Raw genomic sequence first — 18,897 nt, 5'->3', positions numbered from 1 at the left:
GGAACATGCCTGCGTCACGACTCGTAAATAAGGCTTTAAGTAAACTAAATGTTATCAAAATGATGTTGTTTTGATGCTTAAAGAGGGTGTAATGTAACCGCCTGTTGAGATGTTGCTTCGGTAGTGACCCGGCGGTATTCGCGTCATCTGCACCCGGGCGAGAAGGCCGCATCGCTTTCAGTTAAACCGCGCTACGATCGCAAACTGCGGGCGAAAAGAGTGCTATAACTTCCTCCCAGGATGATTATGGTCGCCACCTCATGGAGTAACGGCACACAATTGCTAACCATAATAAGGAGTTTAGGATGAAAGTTGCAGTCCTCGGCGCGGCAGGCGGTATCGGCCAGGCGCTTGCCCTTCTACTCAAGACCCAACTGCCTTCAGGTTCAGAACTCTCTCTGTATGACATTGCGCCGGTGACCCCAGGGGTTGCGGTGGATTTAAGTCATATCCCGACCGACGTGAAAATCAAAGGTTTCTCCGGTGAAGATGCGAAACCGGCGCTGGAAGGCGCTGATGTGGTGCTGATCTCCGCAGGCGTCGCCCGTAAACCGGGTATGGATCGCTCTGACCTGTTCAATGTGAACGCAGGCATCGTGAAAAACCTGATTCAGCAGGTCGCGACGACCTGCCCGAAAGCGTGCATCGGCATTATCACCAACCCGGTGAACACCACTGTCGCCATCGCGGCAGAAGTGCTGAAAAAAGCCGGCGTGTACGACAAGAACAAACTGTTCGGCGTGACCACGCTGGATATCATCCGCTCCAACACCTTTGTGGCGGAACTGAAAGGCAAAAAAACCGCTGAGCTGGATGTGCCGGTTATCGGCGGCCACTCTGGCGTGACCATTCTGCCGCTGCTCTCGCAGATCCCGGGCGTGAACTTCACCGATCAGGAAGCTGCCGATCTCACCAAACGCATCCAGAACGCGGGCACCGAAGTGGTGGAAGCGAAAGCGGGCGGGGGTTCAGCGACCCTGTCTATGGGCCAGGCGGCCGCGCGTTTCGGCCTCTCTCTGGTGCGTGCGCTGCAGGGCGAGCAGGGCGTGGTGGAATGCGCCTATGTGGAAGGCGACGGCGAATATGCCCGCTTCTTCTCACAGCCGCTGCTGCTGGGTAAAAACGGTATTGAAGAGCGTAAACCGATCGGCGCCCTGAGCGCTTACGAACAGCAGTCGCTGGAAGGCATGCTGGATACGCTGAAAAAAGATATCGCCCTGGGCGAAGAGTTCGTTAACAAGTAAGCGTTAATGGACGAAAAAAAACCGGAACTCAGGTTCCGGTTTTTTTATGCCTGCGAAACTGCTATTCCGGCGTCGCCGGGTATTCCTGAATCGTCACCTGGATCGTGAGTTTGCGGTCGTTACGCATCACTTCCACCGGGATCACTGAGCCCGGTCGGATTTCCGCCACCTGGTCCATGGTTTCCAGCGCGGAGATAGCAGGCTTCTTGTTCACCGACACAATCACGTCATTCACCTGAATGCCGGCGCGCGCGGCAGGGCCGTCCTGCGCCACGTCGTTAACCACAATTCCCTGAATCTGGTCGATGCCCGCCGCTGGCGTATGCATCGGCGTGATTTCACGCCCGCTGATGCCGATATAGCCGCGGATCACGCGCCCGTCGCGGATGAGCTTTTCCATAATGCGCGTGGCGAGCTGGGTCGGGATCGCAAAGCCGATGCCTTCCGGCGTTTCGCCGTCGTTGCTCTTGTCAAAGGAAAGCGTGTTGATGCCCATCAGCTCGCCCAGTGAGTTCACCAGCGCGCCGCCGGAGTTGCCGTGGTTGATGGAGGCGTCGGTTTGCAGGAAATTCTGGCGTCCGGACGGGTTCAGGCCGATACGGCCGGTGGCGCTGATAATCCCCTGGGTAATGGTCTGCCCGAGGTTATAGGGGTTGCCAATCGCCATCACCACATCGCCGATGTGCGGCATACGCTGCGGATTGATGGGAATGACCGGCAGCGTGGTGGCGTTGATTTTCAGCACGGCCAGATCGGTCAGGCTGTCTGAGCCCACCAGCAGCGCCTCGAACACGCGGCCATCCTGCAGCGCCACGATAATCTGGTCAGCGTCATTGATGACATGCTTATTGGTAAGGATATAACCGCGCTGATCCATGATAACGCCGGAGCCGAGCGTGCGGATCTCCAGTTGGCTGCGGTTGCTGCCGCCAAGGCTGCGGTTGTAGACATTCACGACCGCAGGCGCAGCACGACGCACCGCCCGGTTGTAACTCACGGGCGTTTCATCGTCGCTATCGAGCTTTTGCTGCAACAGCGGATTGTACTGGCGCAGGGAAGGTACGAGCGTCAGCAGCAACGCAGCGACGATCAACCCCGCAATAACCGAGCGTAAAAGCTTCAGAAACATGTGTATGGATTAAGTAGTCAGGGGACGGGCGCAGCATACCATGAGTTAAACGGACATCACACGCGGCGTGATGCCCGTTCTCTCAGTTTATTAACGCAGCAGTAAGTAGAGGCTGTCATTTCCGCGCACGATATGCAGCGCGATGATGGCAGGCTTGCTCTCCAGCAGCTTGCGCATCTCCGCGATGGAGCTGACGCGCGCGCGGTTCACACCGACGATAACATCATCTTTCTGCAGGCCTGCCTGTGCCGCGGCGCTGCCTTTTTCGACGCTATTAATGGTAATGCCTTTGGTGCCATCTTTGAGCTGACCATCGCTTAACGTCGCGCCCTGCAAGGCCGGGGCGATGATATCGGCGCTGGCGGAAGAGGACGTGCTTTTATCGAGCGTCACTTCCACTTCCTGGGCTTTACCGTCGCGCAGCAGGCCAAGCTTCACTTTTGTGCCAGGCTCGGTGGTGGCGATGCGCGAGCGCAGTTCGGCGAAGCTATTCAGCGGGCGGCCATTGAGGCTCACAATCACATCGCCCGCTTTAATGCCCGCTTTGGCTGAGCCCGAGTTTGGCAGCACTTCGCTGACGAACGCGCCGCGCTGGGTGTTCAGGTTAAACGCTTTGGCGATATCGGCGCTCATCTCGGTGCCTTTAATACCGAGCAGGCCACGTTTGACCTCGCCCGACTGCATCAGCTGTTTAGCGAGCGTCTGGGCCATGTTTGCAGGAATAGCGAAGCCGATGCCGACGCTGCCGCCGCCCGGCGCGAGGATCGCGGTGTTGATGCCGATAAGCTCGCCGTTCAGATTCAGCAGCGCGCCGCCGGAGTTGCCGCGGTTGATGGAGGCATCGGTCTGGATAAAGTTTTCAAAGCCTTCGAGATTCAGCCCGCTGCGGCCTAACGCCGACACGATGCCGGACGTTGCTGTCTGGCCGAGCCCGAACGGGTTGCCGACGGCCACCACGAAATCGCCCACGCGCAGTTTATCGGAATCCGCCACCTGGATTTGCGTCAGGTTGCTGGCGTTTTGCAACTGGATCAGCGCGATATCGCTCTGGTCGTCGCCGCCGATAAGTTTAGCGTCGAACTCGCGGCCATCATTGAGCTGAACGCTGATTTTCTCCGCGTGGTTTATCACGTGATTATTGGTGAGCACATAGCCTTTCGCGGCGTCGATAATGACGCCGGAGCCGAGCCCTTCAAACGGCTGCGCCTGTTGATCCGGCATCGACTCGCCGAAGAACTTTTTCAGCTCCTCCGGCACGCGCTGTTCCTGCACGGCGGTGCCTTCCACCCGTACGCTGACGACCGCAGGCAGCACTTTTTCCAGCATCGGCGCGAGGCTTGGGATGGCAGGCTGGCCCGGCACCTGCGACGGCAGGGCGGCGAGCACCGGCGCAGGCGCCGACAGAGATAAACCGAGACTTAACGCTAACGCACTTAACAGCAGGGTTTGTTTTTTCATGAACGCGGCTCTCGCAACCTGGTTATAAAAAGTCACCTGAAAACACGGATATTATTGAATTCTCAATGTCGTAACAATGCTGTCATCGGGACGGCAGCGCTCAGAATAAGCATAGTCAGCGCCCAAAGAAAAGCGGGCGCTACATGCGCCCGACGGTAAGGATATTTTTTGGTATCAGTTGCGCTTCGCGCCGGTACGCAGCAGGCCAGAAGCGCTGTCGGAATAGTCGCGCGGCATCTGGACCGGCGCCTGATCGTTGCTGGCTTCCGATTCCGCAAGGCGATTGCGGAACGGGTTGGTCTCTGCGGACATTTCCGGCAGCAGGCTGCTGGAGCTTTTCGCCATGTGCTGATAGAGCTGACGATAGTCATCCGCCATGTTATCCAGCAGTTCAGCGCTGCGGGCGAAGTGGCTGACCAGTTCTTCGCGGTAGTCGTCAAGCTCCGCTTTGTTTTTCTCAAGCTCGTACTGCAAAGCTTGCTGTTGACGTAATTTGCGGTTACCGAAACGCATAGCGACGGCGCCGATAATAATGCCGACGACTAACCCAATAAGCGCATATTCCCAGGTCATGAACATCTCCCGTTGTCTTGTGATTCCGTAGGGTGGTAACGGCGAGGCTTGGTTTCTCGTCTGCGTGCCGTCGACCGGTAAACCCACTATAACCGCTAATTCAGGAGAAGTGGAATCCTGGAGCGGCATGGCGTAGTGTAGAGCGGCCTTTTTTTGGCCAAAATAACGCTGCGGCGAACGTTTTCAGGAAGTAAGAATAATATATGCAGAGCATCTCTCCGACATCGCGCTACCAACAGGCCCTGAAAGAGGGCACCCATCAGCCGGACGACGTCCAGCACGACGCGGTAAATCGTCTGAATCTTATCTGGCAGGCCCTTTCGCAGAAAACCCACGAACCCGCACCGGCTCGCGGCGGCCTGCTGACGAAAGTCGGCAAACTCTTTGGCAAACGTGAAGACACGGCCCGCGAAACGCCGGTACGCGGCTTATATATGTGGGGCGGCGTCGGGCGCGGCAAAACCTGGCTGATGGATCTGTTTTTTCATAGCCTGCCGGGCGAGCGCAAGCTCAGGCTGCATTTTCACCGCTTTATGCTGCGCGTGCATGAAGAACTCGCCGCGCTACAAGGGCAGGCCGATCCGCTGGACGTGGTTGCTGACGGTTTTAAAGCTCAGGCGGACGTTATCTGCTTCGATGAGTTTTTTGTCTCTGATATTACCGATGCCATGCTGCTTGGCGGGCTGATGCAGGCGCTGTTCGCGCGCGGCATTACGCTGGTCGCAACCTCCAACATTCCGCCCGATGAGCTGTACCGCAACGGCTTGCAGCGCACACGGTTTCTGCCTGCCATCGAGGCGATAAAAGCGAACTGCGACGTGATGAACGTCGATGCGGGTATTGATTACCGCCTGCGCACGCTGACCCAGGCGCATTTGTGGCTGTCGCCGCGAGGCGAGGAGACGACGCGTCAGATGGACGCGCTCTGGCAGGCGCTGGCGGGCGCGCCGCGTAACGCGGCAGCGGCCCCGTCGCTTGAGATTAACCATCGCCCGCTGCCGACGCTCGGCGTGGAAAACCAGACGCTTGCCGCGTCGTTCGCCACGCTGTGCGTGGATGCGCGCAGCCAGCATGACTACATCGCGCTGTCGCGCCAGTTCCATACCGTGCTGCTGTTTGACGTGCCGGTGATGACTACTTCTACCGAGAACGCGGCAAGGCGCTTTATCGCGCTGGTGGATGAGTTTTACGAACGCCAGGTGAAGCTGGTGGTCTCGGCGGATGCGCCGCTTGAGAGTATTTATCAGGGCGAGCAGCTGAAGTTTGAATTCAAGCGTTGCCTGTCGCGTTTGCAGGAGATGCAGAGCGAAGAATACCTGAAACGCCCGCACCTGGCTTGAACCCTGGCTGCTCCTCTGCACGCAGGGGAGCGAATCCTTGTACTTTCCTCATAAAAGGGGTCGATCTTTATACTCGACTTCTCTATAATCTTGCGACCCCACGTTACAAGAAAGTTTTTTTCCCGAAACTTTTATGTGCCGAAAACATATCCGAGGGGGTAGGTTTGCGGACTTTGTCGTGTGAACCTCAACTCAATTTAAGCGTTTGGGTGTTCGCCAACGTGTAACTCTATATTTGGGTAAGCTTTTAATGAAAACTTTTACAGCTAAACCAGAAACCGTAAAACGCGACTGGTATGTTGTTGACGCGACCGGTAAAACTCTGGGCCGTCTGGCTACCGAACTGGCTCGTCGCCTGCGCGGTAAGCACAAAGCGGAATACACTCCGCACGTTGATACCGGTGATTACATCATCGTTCTGAACGCAGAAAAAGTTGCTGTAACCGGCAACAAGCGTTCTGACAAAATGTACTACCACCACACTGGCCACATCGGTGGTATCAAAGAAGCGACCTTTGAAGAGATGATTGCCCGCCGTCCTGAGCGTGTAATTGAAATCGCGGTTAAAGGCATGCTGCCGAAAGGCCCTCTGGGCCGTGCTATGTACCGTAAACTGAAAGTTTACGCGGGCAACGAGCACAACCACGCGGCGCAGCAACCGCAAGTTCTGGACATCTAATCGGGATTATGGCAATGGCTGAAAATCAATACTACGGCACTGGTCGCCGCAAAAGCTCCGCCGCTCGTGTGTTTATCAAACCGGGCAACGGTAAAATCGTTATCAACCAGCGTTCTCTGGAACAGTACTTCGGTCGCGAAACTGCCCGCATGGTAGTTCGCCAACCGCTGGAACTGGTCGACATGGTTGAGAAACTGGATCTGTACATCACCGTTAAAGGTGGTGGTATCTCCGGTCAGGCTGGTGCGATCCGTCACGGTATCACCCGCGCTCTGATGGAGTACGATGAGTCTCTGCGCTCTGAACTGCGTAAAGCTGGCTTCGTTACTCGTGACGCTCGTCAGGTTGAACGTAAGAAAGTCGGTCTGCGTAAAGCACGTCGTCGTCCGCAGTTCTCCAAACGTTAATTCTTTTCTGCTTTTGCAGAATCGTATTGGCGGAAAACCCGGCACAACGCCGGGTTTTTTTATGCCCGGAATTTTTATCTGGCCGCTAATCTACTGAAATCCCGCCCATTTACGGCTATCGGACAAAACCTCTCACCACAAGCTGCGCAAAATCTGGTAAACTATCATCCAATTTTGTGCCCAAATGCTGGTAACTGTTCACGTTTTGTTCGTTTTGCAGACGGAAGAAAGTTCGGCACGGAAGGGTGATTGATAAGGCCAGTCGTGTGTGCGGCTGGTAGCTGTAACTTTCTGAATATACCTGGAGGTTTTCATGGCTGTCGCTGCCAACAAACGTTCGGTAATGACGCTGTTTTCTGGTCCTACTGATATCTACAGCCATCAGGTCCGCATTGTGCTGGCTGAAAAGGGTGTCAGCTTTGAAATTGAGCATGTGGAAACGGATAACCTGCCGCAGGATCTGATTGACCTCAACCCAAATCAAAGCGTGCCGACGCTGGTAGACCGTGAACTGACTCTGTGGGAGTCGCGCATCATTATGGAATATCTCGATGAGCGTTTCCCGCACCCGCCGTTAATGCCCGTCTACCCGGTGGCTCGCGGTGAAAGCCGCCTGTATATGCACCGTATCGAGAAGGACTGGTACTCGCTGATGAACGTTATCGTTAGCGGTTCCGCGCAGGAAGCCGATAACGCGCGTAAACAGCTGCGTGAAGAGCTGCTGGCTATCGCACCGGTATTCGGTCAGAAGCCGTATTTCCTGAGCGATGAGTTCAGCCTGGTGGATTGCTACCTTGCGCCGCTGCTGTGGCGTCTGCCGCAGTTAGGCGTAGAGTTCAGCGGCGCGGGCGCCAAAGAGCTCAAAGGCTATATGACTCGCGTGTTTGAGCGTGATTCGTTCCTTGCTTCGCTGACCGAAGCCGAGCGCGAAATCCGCCTGCAAACCCGGGGCTAAACCTTATGGATATCTCTCAGCTCTCTCCACGTCGTCCCTATCTGCTGCGTGCCTTTTATGAATGGCTGCTGGACAACCAGCTGACGCCGCACCTGGTCGTGGATGTGACGCTGCCGGGCGTGCTGGTGCCGCTGGAGTATGCGCGTGACGGGCAAATTGTTCTGAATATCGCCCCGCGTGCGGTCGGCAATCTGGAACTGGCGAATGATGAAGTTCGCTTCAATGCCCGTTTTGGCGGCGTGCCGCGTCAGGTCTCGGTGCCGCTGGCTGCTGTGCTCGCTATCTACGCCCGTGAAAATGGCGCCGGTACGATGTTCGAGCCAGAAGCCGCTTATGATGAAGAGATGGCGAGCCTGAACGACGACAACAGCGCAGAAGAGCCGGAAACCGTGATGTCTGTGATTGATGGCGATAAGCCTGACGATGCGGATGATAACGGCCCGGATGACGAGCCGCCGCCGCGTGGCGGGCGTCCCGCGCTGCGTGTAGTGAAGTAATCGCGTCTGCCTCAAAAAAAAGCCGGTATGCTCACGCATTCCGGCTTTTCTATTAAGCCGCCCCGAAGAGGCGGTTTTTTTATTCCCGCCTGTTACCAGCGATAGTTCACCAGCATATGGCCGGAATAGGCGTTGTAGGAGTTATCACCCCATTCGCTGCTGACCCGGAAGGAGACGGTGGTCGCCTCGTTCACCTTACCGCTGACGCCCGTTTCCAGCTGGAAGCGGTTAGACGGCATGTTGGAGTCGAGCGTCTCGTCGTTAAAGTTCAGATCGCTCATGCCGTTGCCGATAAGCCAGTTTACCGCGCCGTAAGGCTGCCAGGCTTCTACGGCTTTCTGATCGACATAGCTTGCCTTGAGACCAATACGACCCAATACCGCGTCATCATCCGGCGTGCTGACACGCGTGCCGTTATATTCAACGTGGGAATCCTGGTCCAGATTGCTGTAAATCACCTGGCCCTGCGGCTCAAACTTCATGGTGCGCGCTTTCTCTGATGGTACCAGCCAGGCGTGGCCCAGCTCCAGCGAGGCGGCGTAGCCCTGGCTGTCATATTTTTCGCCCGGCATATCATCGCCATTTACCTGGCTGTTGTACCAGCTGTAAGAAGCCCAGCTGTCGATATAGCTGCCAAGACGCAGTTTCTGGTCTTCCTGCCAGGTGGCATAGACGCCGAGGTTGTAACCGTTGACGCGACCATCTGCCGAGCGCACATTGTGGCGCGCGTCTGCGGTAGTGTCGCTGTAGCCTGCGCCCAGCATAAAACCGCTGTGCAGCGTGCCAGTAGAGAGATTTTTGCTCAGGAAATCGCTGCCTAACTGCACCACGGCGGAGCGAATCTTATATTTCAGGTTGCTGTCGGCGAAGTTGCCGTCGTTGTACTCGCCTTTGACGTACATCCAGGTATTCAGGTCGTCTGCGTCACGCAGCATCAGCTGATCGCGGTCGTCGCGCTTGTGAATAAACATCTGCTGGGCGGCCAGGTAGTTCGCCATGTAGACGCCAGCCTCCGGGCGGTACACTTCCGGAGCTGGTGGCGTATCGCCGCCATTATCACCGTTATCATTGCCGCCGTTATCGCCACCGTTATCATCCGGGTCAGGCGTCGGATCTGGCGTATCGCTGGCTTTCGATTCCAGATACCAGTTGCCATCGTCATGCTGATAGAGATCGTATTCCCACATCCCCGCCACGACGGGTTTACCCAGCGTAAAGGATGCATCGGACGCGCCGCCAACACTGATAAGCTCAATACCGTTAATGGTCTGCGCGCCCTGACCGCCGATATTCGCCACTTCAAGCGCAGAGCTACCGGCGCTGTCGCCGGTAATGGCCAGATGGTCAGTCGGAGAATTATCTTCGCCTGCTGCGGTGTTCATGACGATGCGGCTGTTGTCATCGCCCGTATAGTTGCCGTTGATGGTAAATGCATTGCCGACGTTGTTACCGCCCGCGATTTGCAGCGTGCCCTGGTTGGTGACGTCGCCATTGATGGTATTGCCTGTCGCCGGGGTAGAGGCATTCTCGTTGCCGCTGACCGCATTCCAGGACGCCAGCACGCCGCCTGCGGCAATCGCCACGCTGTTGTTTACCGTGCCCGCAGAGGCGAACGTAGCGCCGCTTTCAACAGAAATGAGGCCCGTACCGCCAGTTGGCCCCATCACGGCGTTTTCCGCCACAAGCGTCGTCCCTGCTTTAAGCGTGGTATCGCCGCTAAAGCTGTTGTTACCAGTGAGCGTCAGCGTGCTGGCGTTTTCTTTCACCAGGTTACCGGTGCCGGAAATATCGCCCGCAAAAGTATAATCTGCCGCCTGGTTAAAAATCAGCGTGCCATTGTTGGTGACATTGCCTTCCAGTGAGGCGTTATCGCCGCTGCCGGTGCCGATTTGCAGCGAGGCCGCAGCGTTAATCAACGAGGCGCCGCTGTTTTTCACGTCGCCGCCGAGCGTCAGGTTGCCGGTTTTAACGATCAGGCTGTCGCCTGTGCCGGTAAGATCGACATTGCCGGTCAGCGTCCAGTCGCTGCCGTCCATGGTGAGCGATTTAAAACCGTCGCCTGCGTTCGCGCCGATGAAATTGCTGTCTTCATTGCCGCTGTCGTTCAGGGTAATTGTATTGGTGGCCGAGCCGGTGGTGGTGACATCGCCCCCAAGGCTGGAGCCTGCTTTAAGCACCAGCGCATTATTGCCGCTGCTTTCAAAAGAAATAGCAGAATCGCCGCCGGAAATAGTGCCGGTGTTAATGATGGTGACGTTTTGGGCATCAGTAATGCTAATGCCATTATTGATTCCGTTAATGCTGCCATTATTTTTCAAGGTGAACATGTCGGAGCTTTGACCGTCAATTTCAACCTGCATGGCATTACCAAAATCATTTTTAATGGTGCCATTATTGGTAAAGGTGACGATATCTTCGCCCTGAACAGAGACGGCAGGCTTGGATTTTGATGAGGACATCGTCACATCGGCGTTAACAATGTAATCCGTGTCGCCGCTGACGATATAGCTGCTGTTGGTATCTTTGGAAATAATAGTTTCCGCATTCACCATCATTGGTGAGGATAGAATGACAATCGGAAAAACATTGCACATCAGCCTGGTGACAATGTTCATTCTGAATGTTTTATCTTTATTCATAATTACGTCCAATATAATAATGCGTTGAATTAAGTGTCGGCGTCGCGGCAGCTTATTTCATTACTCTCGCCAATAACATGCTTTCCGAAAGATACAGAATTTATAAATATAAAATATGTATGATTTCAGCGTTCTGATTTCATACTCTGCGCATATTGATAAATGCAGTAAATAACTGGCGAAATATAAAGCGTTCAGAAGGGCGTTTTATGGATGCTTAGTCAGTAATCGAACATAAACCGTGCGAAGTAATAAATTAATTCGGAAAGGGAAAAGTCTTTTTCTGGAAATAAAAAGGCTTGCTTTATTGATAAGATAAATAAAAAAGGGAAGCGCGAGGCTTCCCTTTAGGTGTGGGGTTGAACCGTCAGACTTCGAGATAATTCATGATGCCGTCCGCCGCTTTACGGCCTTCGGCGATAGCGGTCACCACCAAATCAGAGCCACGCACGATATCGCCGCCTGCGAAGATTTTCGGGTTGCTGGTCTGGAAGGCATTTTCATTACCTTCCGGCGCAATCACACGGCCTTGCGAATCAAGCTCAACGCTGTGCTGCACCAGCCATTCCATGCTGTGCGGACGGAAGCCGAACGCCATCACCACGGCATCCGCAGGCAGCACATGTTCGGAGCCCGGCACGATCTCCGCGCGACGACGGCCTTTGTCATCCGGTTCGCCCATCTGCGTGCGCGCCATTTTCACGCCGCACACTTTGCCGCTAGCGTTGATCTCAACGCCAAGCGGTTGGACGTTGAACTGGAACTCAACGCCTTCTTCGCGCGCGTTTTTCACTTCGCGACGGGAGCCCGGCATGTTCTCTTCATCACGACGATAAGCACAGATGACGTGAGTCGCGCCCTGACGCACCGAGGTACGCACGCAGTCCATCGCGGTATCGCCGCCGCCCAGCACCACGACGCGTTTGCCTTCCATGCTGATGAATGGTTGCTTTGTATCTTCCTCAAAGCCCATAATCTGACGGGTATTGGCGATAAGGAACGGCAGCGCTTCATACACACCCGGCGCGTCTTCGTTTTCCAGCCCGCCGCGCATTGACTGATAGGTGCCGACGCCAAGGAAGACGGCGTCATAGTCGCCCAGAAGATCGTTCATCTGGATATCGCGGCCCACTTCGGTATTGAGCCTGAACTCAATACCCATGCCGGTGAAGATTTCACGACGGCGCGTCATGACTTCTTTTTCCAGCTTAAAGGCCGGGATGCCGAAGGTGAGCAGGCCGCCGATTTCCGGGTTACGGTCGAACACGACCGCTTTCACGCCGTTGCGGGTCAGCACGTCGGCGCACGCGAGGCCCGCCGGGCCCGCGCCGATAATCGCGACGCGCTTGCCGGTCGGCTTCACGCCGGAAAGATCCGGCCGCCAGCCCATTTCGAACGCTTTATCGTTGATATAGCGTTCAATGTTGCCGATGGTCACTGCGCCGAATTCGTCATTCAGCGTGCAGGAGCCTTCGCACAGACGGTCCTGCGGGCAGACGCGGCCGCACACTTCCGGCAGCGTGTTGGTCTGGTGAGAAAGCTCTGCGGCTTCGAAAATGCGCCCTTCGTTGGCCAGCTTCAGCCAGTTAGGGATGTAGTTATGTACCGGACATTTCCATTCACAGTAGGGGTTGCCGCACGACAGGCAGCGATCTGCCTGCGCTTTGGCCTGGCCTTCTGAGAAGGGCTCATAGATTTCCACAAACTCAATTTTACGGATCTTAAGCGGCTTTTTTGGCGGATCAACGCGCTGTAAGTCGATAAATTGGTAAACGTTCTGACTCATCAATCGTGACCTCTTACTGCGCCTGCACCCGCAGCTCGGCTGCGGAACGACTACGGTGACCCAACAATGCTTTTACATCACTGGACTTCGGTTTAACCAACGCGAACTTCGCCGAGAACGCCGGCCAGTTCGCCAGGATCTCTTCGCCTCGATGTGAACCGGTCTGTTGAACATGCTCGGTGATAAGCCCGCGCAGGTGTTCTTCGTGAATCGCTAATTCTTCGACATTCAGCACTTCCACCAGCTCCGGGTTCACGCGTTTGCGGAACTCGCCATCTTCGTCCAGCACGTAGGCGAAGCCGCCCGTCATGCCTGCGCCGAAGTTCACGCCGGTTTTGCCGAGAATACAGACGATGCCGCCGGTCATATATTCACAGCCGTTATCGCCGATGCCTTCCACGACCGTAATCGCGCCGGAGTTACGCACGGCGAAACGCTCGCCCGCGCGGCCTGCGGCGTAGAGACGGCCGCCCGTCGCGCCATACAGGCAAGTGTTGCCGATAATGCTCGCTTCATAGCTCTTGAACGACGACCCTACCGGCGGACGAATCGCCAGCAAGCCGCCCGCCATGCCTTTGCCGACATAGTCGTTGGCATCGCCCGTCAGGTGCAGTTCCACGCCGCCCGCGTTCCAGACGCCGAAGCTCTGTCCGGCAGTCCCGGTGAAGTACGCTTTGATGGGATCAGAAGCCAGGCCCTGATCGCCATGCGACTGCGCGATGTAGCCCGAGAGCAGCGCGCCAACCGAGCGGTCGGTATTGCGGATATCAAACCAGAACGTTTTGCTCTGGCGGCTCTCCACATACGGTTTCGCCTGGGCCAGCAGCTGCGCGTTCAGGTCGCCTTTATCGAATGGCGGGTTGCTTTCGGTGCAGTAAACCGCTTTGCCAGGATGCGGCTCGGCGGTTTCCAGCAGTTTCGCCAGATCCAGTTTTTGCTGCTTCGCCGTAAAGCCTTCCAGCTCTTTCAGAAGATCCGTGCGGCCAATCAGATCCACCAGACGCGTCACGCCCAGTTGGGCCATGAGTTCACGCGTTTCACGGGCGATAAATTCAAAGTAGTTGGTCACTTTGAACGGCAGGCCGTGATAGTGGTTTTTACGCAGTTTGTCATCCTGGGTCGCCACGCCGGTCGCGCAGTTGTTGAGATGGCAAATACGCAGGTATTTACAGCCCAGCGCCACCATCGGGCCGGTGCCAAAGCCGAAGCTTTCCGCGCCAAGGATGGCCGCTTTGATGATATCAAGGCCGGTTTTCAGGCCGCCGTCCACCTGCAGGCGGATCTTGTGGCGCAGACCGTTGGCGACCAGCGCCTGCTGCGTTTCCACCAGACCCAGCTCCCACGGGCAGCCCGCGTATTTCACGGAGGAGAGGGGGCTTGCGCCCGTGCCGCCGTCGTAGCCTGCGATAGTGATGAGATCGGCATACGCTTTCGCCACGCCGGTGGCAATGGTGCCCACGCCCGGCTCAGACACCAGCTTCACGGAGATCATCGCCTTCGGGTTGACCTGTTTTAAGTCGAAAATCAGCTGCGCCAGATCTTCAATCGAGTAGATATCGTGGTGCGGCGGCGGGGAGATCAGCGTCACGCCCGGCACCGAATAACGCAGACGCGCAATGTACGGCGTCACTTTGTCGCCAGGTAACTGACCGCCTTCGCCAGGCTTCGCGCCCTGCGCCACTTTAATCTGAATCACATCGGCGTTGACCAGGTACGCAGGCGTTACGCCGAAGCGGCCGGAGGCGACCTGCTTAATGCGCGACACTTTATTGGTGCCGTAACGCGCCGGATCTTCGCCGCCTTCGCCGGAGTTCGAGAAACCGCCGAGGCTGTTCATCGCCTCCGCCAGCGACTCATGCGCTTCCGGGCTCAGCGCGCCGATGGACATCGCCGCGGTATCAAAGCGTTTGAACAGTTCGCTCGCCGGTTCGACATCTTCCACGCGCACCGCGTCCGCCTGCGGATTTAGCGCCAGCAGATCGCGCAGCGTCGCCGCCGGACGTTCGTTAACCAGCTTCGCGTATTGTTGATAGTCGCTGTACTCGCCGCTCTGCACCGCCTGCTGGAGCGTGCGCACCACATCCGGGTTGTAAGCGTGGTATTCGCCGCCATGAACATATTTCAGTAAGCCGCCCTGTACGAGCGGTTTGCGCGCAAGCCAGGCGCGTTTCGACAGGTTCAGCAGATCCTGTTCGAAATCAGCAAAGCCCGCGCCGCCGATACGGCTGACCACGCCCTGGAAGCAGAGCTCAGAGACGTCGCGGTGCAGGCCGACGGCTTCAAACAGTTTGGAGCAGCGGTAAGAGGCGATGGTCGAGATGCCCATTTTGGACATGATCTTATAAAGCCCTTTGTTGATGCCGTTGCGGTAGTTCAGCATCACGCTGCGGTAATCTTTTTCGATAGCGCCGGTATCAACCAGTTTCGCCAGCGTTTCGTAGGCGAGATACGGGTAGATAGCCGTAGCGCCGAAGCCCAGCAGCACAGCGAAGTGGTGCGGATCGCGGGCGCTGGCGGTTTCGACAATAATGTTGGCGTCGCAGCGCAGGCTCTGTTCCACCAGCCGGGTCTGGATAGCCCCAACGGCCATCGGCGCCGGAACCGGAAGACGGTCTTTGGCGATGTTGCGATCCGAGAGCACCAGCAGCACGGTGCCGTTGCGTACCATCTGCTCGGCTTTGTCGCACAGCGCATTGACGGTCTCTTCCAGCGTCGCCTGCGCCGGGTCGAAGGTAATATCGAGCGTATCGGCGCGATAGTGCTCTTCTTCAAGCGTGGTGAGCTGTTTAAAGTCGGAGTAAAGCAGGATCGGCGATTTAAAGCTCAGACGATGCGCCTGGCCTTCGGCTTCGCAGAAGACGTTCATCTCGCGGCCGATGCTGGTGGCGAGCGACATCACATGCGCTTCACGCAGCGGATCGATAGGCGGGTTGGTCACCTGCGCGAACTGCTGGCGGAAGTAGTCGTAAATAATGCGCGGCTGGCTGGAGAGCACGGCGAATGGCGTATCGTCGCCCATCGAGCCCACCGCTTCCTGGCCGTTTTCACCCAGTACGCGAATGACCGAGTCCAGCTCTTCATTACTGTAGAAGAACTGCTTCTGGTAGCTTTCGAGCAGGGCGTCGTCCATTTCACGAGTGCCTACCTGATCGTCAGGCAGATCCTCAAACGGCACCAGACGGCGGACGTTTTTCTCCATCCACTCTTTATACGGGTGGCGACTCTTCAGATCGTTGTCGGTTTCCGCCGAGTGCAGGATGCGACCGCCGCGGGTGTCGATAACCATCAGCTCGCCAGGCCCTACGCGGCCTTTCTCCACCACTTCGTCCGGCTGGTAATCCCAGATGCCGACCTCAGAGGCGCAGGTAATGAGCTTATCTTTGGTGATAACGTAGCGCGCCGGGCGCAGGCCGTTACGGTCAAGGTTACAGGCGGCGAAGCGGCCGTCTGACATTACGATGCCCGCCGGGCCATCCCACGGCTCCATGTGCATGGAGTTAAAGTCGAAGAACGCGCGCAGCTCCGGGTCCATATCCGGGTTGTTCTGCCAGGCTGGCGGCACCAGCAGACGCATGGCGCGCACGATATCCATCCCGCCTGCCAGCAGCAGCTCAAGCATGTTATCCATGGAGCTGGAGTCAGAGCCGGTTTCGTTAACGAACGGCGCGGCGTCGTGAAGATCGGGGATAAGCGGCGTCTGGAATTTATACGTACGCGCGCGGGCCCACTGGCGGTTGCCGGTAATCGTGTTGATTTCGCCGTTATGCGCCAGGTAGCGGAACGGCTGCGCCAGCGGCCAGCGCGGCACGGTGTTGGTGGAGAAGCGCTGGTGGAACAGGCAGATAGCCGATTCCAGGCGCAGGTCCGCCAGGTCCAGGTAGAAGCGCGGCAGATCCGCCGGCATACAGAGACCTTTATAGATGTTGACCAGGTTTGAGAGGCTACAGACGTAGAACTCTTTATCGTCAACCAGACGTTTTTCAATGCGGCGACGCGCGATAAACAGGCGGCGCTCCATATCGCGCGGACGCCAGCCTGCCGGGGCGTTCACAAAAATCTGTTCGATGCGCGGCATTGAGGAGAGCGCGATTTCACCCAGCACGCCTTCGTTGGTCGGCACTACGCGCCAGCCTACGATAGACAGGGTTTCTCGTTGCAGCTCTTCTTCAACGATACGACGCGAGGCGCTGGCTTTTTCAGGATCCTGATTCAGGAACAGCATGCCAACGGCGTAATTTTTGGCTAAGCGCCAGCCGTGCTCTTCGGCCACCATACGGAAAAAGCGGTCGGGCTTTTGCAGCAGCAGGCCGCAACCATCACCGGTTTTACCATCCGCAAGGATAGCGCCGCGGTGCTGCATACGGGCCAGCGCGTGGATCGCGGTGCGCACAACCTTGTGGCTAGGTTCGCCTTCTATGTGGGCGATCAGGCCGAAACCACAGTTATCCCTCTCAAGAGATTTATCGTACAACATATCAGTGAACCTCCCCAGGCTCTGCGGGACTCCCTCCTGTACCGATGGCGCGCGGGCGCAAAAAGGGTGCGGCGACAGGGTATTGCGCGTTATACGCACACCTTGCGTGTCGCCCTCCTGATATCCTTTTTCATCGGTACATCGTCGTTGAGGACTTACTTAAGAGGGAATCTCATTTACTGCATAAATATGATGGGCAGAACGCCCATCGAGAAAGCTTCCAGCGAATTTCCAACTTATCGGGAATCCGCACACAGGTCAAATGTCATTCTTATTTATTCAAAAGTGTGCTAAAGAGCAAGCATTACATTGATTAATAAGTACTTTTAACCTTTTTTAGATTGCGTTTTTCGGGTGATAAGCCCCGGTGATGTGTGATCTGACTCACTATAAGAAAGCGGTTGGAAGTAGATAGCGCGCTGTTATTGCGTTTTAAAGCAGCACGATCTTTCGTGCAACGCCCGCAAGCCGCATAAACGCTCTGTTTTTAACGGTTCGTCATATTCCTTAAATAATCGTTACGATCATAAGGAAAAGTAATTGGTGTCAGGGTGATTAAAATAGCGTTTACAATGAATGATTATTCATCAGATAAAAGCGGGGGCAGGGCGCTTGATCCATATCATCGCCGTGAAGAAGTAAAAATGGCAGGCTGACGCCCTTTCGCTGGGCGGCTTTTCAGATTATGCAGTTACAAAAATTAGTCAATATGTTTGGCGGCGACCTGACGCGTCGTTACGGCCAGAAAGTTCATAAACTCTCATTGCATGGCGGCTTCAGTTGCCCGAACCGCGACGGCACGCTGGGACGCGGCGGCTGCACCTTCTGCAATGTCGCGTCGTTCGCCGATGAAACCCAGCAGCATCTCCCAATTCAGCAGCAGCTGGCGCAGCAGGCGGCGCGCGTCGACCGCGCCCGCCGTTATCTCGCCTATTTCCAGGCCTACACCAGCACCTTTGCGGAAGTTAACGTATTGCGCGAAATGTACCAGCAGGCGATAAGCCAGGCGGATATCGTCGGGCTGTGCGTCGGCACGCGTCCGGACTGCGTGCCGGAGAGCGTGCTGGATCTCCTCTCGGGCTACCATCAACAAGGTTATGAAGTCTGGCTGGAGCTGGGGCTGCAAAGCGCGAAGGATAAAACTCTGCACCGTATTAATCGCGGCCATGATTTTGCCTGTTATCAGGACACCGCGCGTCGGGCGCGGGCGAGGGGGCTTAAGGTGTGCACGCATCTTATCGTCGGGCTGCCGGGAGAAACCCGCCTCGATGCGCTGGTCTCGCTTGAGCGGGTGGTGGAAACCGGCGTCGACGGCATTAAGCTGCATCCGCTGCATATCGTTGAGGGCAGCATTATGGCGAAAGCCTGGCGGGCCGGGCGGCTTAGCGGCATTGCGCTGGAGGATTATGCCGTGACGGCGGGCGAGATGATTCGCCATACGCCGCCTGACATCATCTACCATCGTATTTCCGCCAGCGCCCGCCGTCCGACCTTACTGGCGCCGCTGTGGTGCGAGAACCGCTGGACCGGTATGGTCGAGATTGACCGCTATCTTAACCTGCATGGCGCGCAGGGCTCGGCGCTCGGACGTCCCTGGCGCGGCGCGCCTGACCCGCTTTAAATGCTGTTTTTCCCGTCACTCGCCTTCTCACCCCGCACTTTTTTGCCTGAATTCCCGCCAGCGGGACGGATTTAGGTATTATTGAACGGAATATC

The 18,897-nt window shown here is 56.5% G+C and carries 13 protein-coding genes; 7 read left to right on the top strand and 6 right to left on the bottom strand.

The genetic code is table 11. From position 1 onward, the window contains the following. The first annotated feature begins 305 nt into the window (after positions 1-305). On the top strand, positions 306-1,244 hold the full coding sequence (gene mdh / locus AB8W27_RS18945) for a malate dehydrogenase (protein WP_012814989.1): 939 nt from the start codon (positions 306-308) through the stop codon (positions 1,242-1,244). Positions 1,245-1,305: 61 nt separating this feature from the next. Here mdh and degS read toward each other — a convergent pair whose 3' ends face one another. From degS to zapG, 3 genes are all read right to left on the bottom strand, one after another. Further along, positions 1,306-2,373 (bottom strand): outer membrane-stress sensor serine endopeptidase DegS, encoded by a 1,068-nt coding sequence (gene degS, locus AB8W27_RS18940; protein ID WP_007766694.1) that lies wholly within the window; start codon positions 2,371-2,373, stop codon positions 1,306-1,308. 90 nt (positions 2,374-2,463) lie between these two features. Continuing rightward, positions 2,464-3,831 (bottom strand): serine endoprotease DegQ, encoded by a 1,368-nt coding sequence (gene degQ, locus AB8W27_RS18935; protein WP_007766695.1) that lies wholly within the window; start codon positions 3,829-3,831, stop codon positions 2,464-2,466. 174 nt (positions 3,832-4,005) lie between these two features. Continuing rightward, a complete protein-coding gene (zapG, locus tag AB8W27_RS18930; RefSeq protein WP_007704871.1) occupies positions 4,006-4,404 on the bottom strand; it encodes a Z-ring associated protein ZapG in 399 nt (132 codons plus the stop codon). A 203-nt stretch (positions 4,405-4,607) separates the two neighbouring features. Between zapG and zapE the strand changes: the two genes are divergently transcribed. The 5 genes from zapE (at position 4,608) to sspB (ending at position 8,282) form a co-directional block, all read left to right on the top strand. Next, the gene (gene zapE, locus AB8W27_RS18925; protein ID WP_012814992.1) at positions 4,608-5,744 is read left to right on the top strand and encodes a cell division protein ZapE; all 1,137 of its coding nucleotides are present in this window, start codon (positions 4,608-4,610) and stop codon (positions 5,742-5,744) included. A 250-nt stretch (positions 5,745-5,994) separates the two neighbouring features. After that, on the top strand, positions 5,995-6,423 hold the full coding sequence (gene rplM, locus AB8W27_RS18920; protein WP_002437467.1) for a 50S ribosomal protein L13: 429 nt from the start codon (positions 5,995-5,997) through the stop codon (positions 6,421-6,423). 14 nt (positions 6,424-6,437) lie between these two features. Continuing rightward, complete coding sequence (gene rpsI, locus AB8W27_RS18915; RefSeq protein WP_000829818.1) at positions 6,438-6,830, top strand: 30S ribosomal protein S9; 393 nt, start codon at positions 6,438-6,440, stop codon at positions 6,828-6,830. A gap of 313 nt (positions 6,831-7,143) precedes the next feature. Further along, positions 7,144-7,785, top strand: coding sequence for a stringent starvation protein SspA (gene sspA / locus AB8W27_RS18910; RefSeq protein WP_004385111.1), 642 nt, complete (start codon positions 7,144-7,146; stop codon positions 7,783-7,785). 5 nt (positions 7,786-7,790) lie between these two features. Beyond that, entirely contained in the window at positions 7,791-8,282 is a 492-nt protein-coding gene (gene sspB, locus AB8W27_RS18905; protein ID WP_012814994.1) for a ClpXP protease specificity-enhancing factor, read from the top strand. A gap of 92 nt (positions 8,283-8,374) precedes the next feature. Here sspB and AB8W27_RS18900 read toward each other — a convergent pair whose 3' ends face one another. The 3 genes from AB8W27_RS18900 to gltB all read right to left on the bottom strand — a co-directional run bounded on the left by AB8W27_RS18900 (position 8,375) and on the right by gltB (position 17,181). Then, positions 8,375-10,921, bottom strand: coding sequence for an autotransporter outer membrane beta-barrel domain-containing protein (locus AB8W27_RS18900; protein ID WP_041923108.1), 2,547 nt, complete (start codon positions 10,919-10,921; stop codon positions 8,375-8,377). Positions 10,922-11,288: 367 nt separating this feature from the next. After that, positions 11,289-12,707 (bottom strand): glutamate synthase small subunit, encoded by a 1,419-nt coding sequence (locus tag AB8W27_RS18895; RefSeq protein ID WP_012814996.1) that lies wholly within the window; start codon positions 12,705-12,707, stop codon positions 11,289-11,291. A gap of 13 nt (positions 12,708-12,720) precedes the next feature. Continuing rightward, positions 12,721-17,181: a glutamate synthase large subunit gene (gene gltB / locus AB8W27_RS18890; protein WP_161577472.1), complete on the bottom strand. Its 4,461-nt coding sequence runs from the start codon at positions 17,179-17,181 to the stop codon at positions 12,721-12,723. Positions 17,182-17,866: 685 nt separating this feature from the next. Here gltB and AB8W27_RS18885 point away from each other — a divergent pair. Next, complete coding sequence (locus tag AB8W27_RS18885; RefSeq protein WP_012814998.1) at positions 17,867-18,802, top strand: TIGR01212 family radical SAM protein; 936 nt, start codon at positions 17,867-17,869, stop codon at positions 18,800-18,802. The last annotated feature ends 95 nt before the right edge of the window (positions 18,803-18,897 follow it).

This window comes from Cronobacter turicensis (genome assembly GCF_041222865.1).
GTDB classification, from domain to species: domain Bacteria; phylum Pseudomonadota; class Gammaproteobacteria; order Enterobacterales; family Enterobacteriaceae; genus Cronobacter; species Cronobacter turicensis.
The sequence above is the reverse complement of the archived record's forward strand: the minus strand, read 5'-3'. Positions and strand labels throughout refer to the sequence as shown.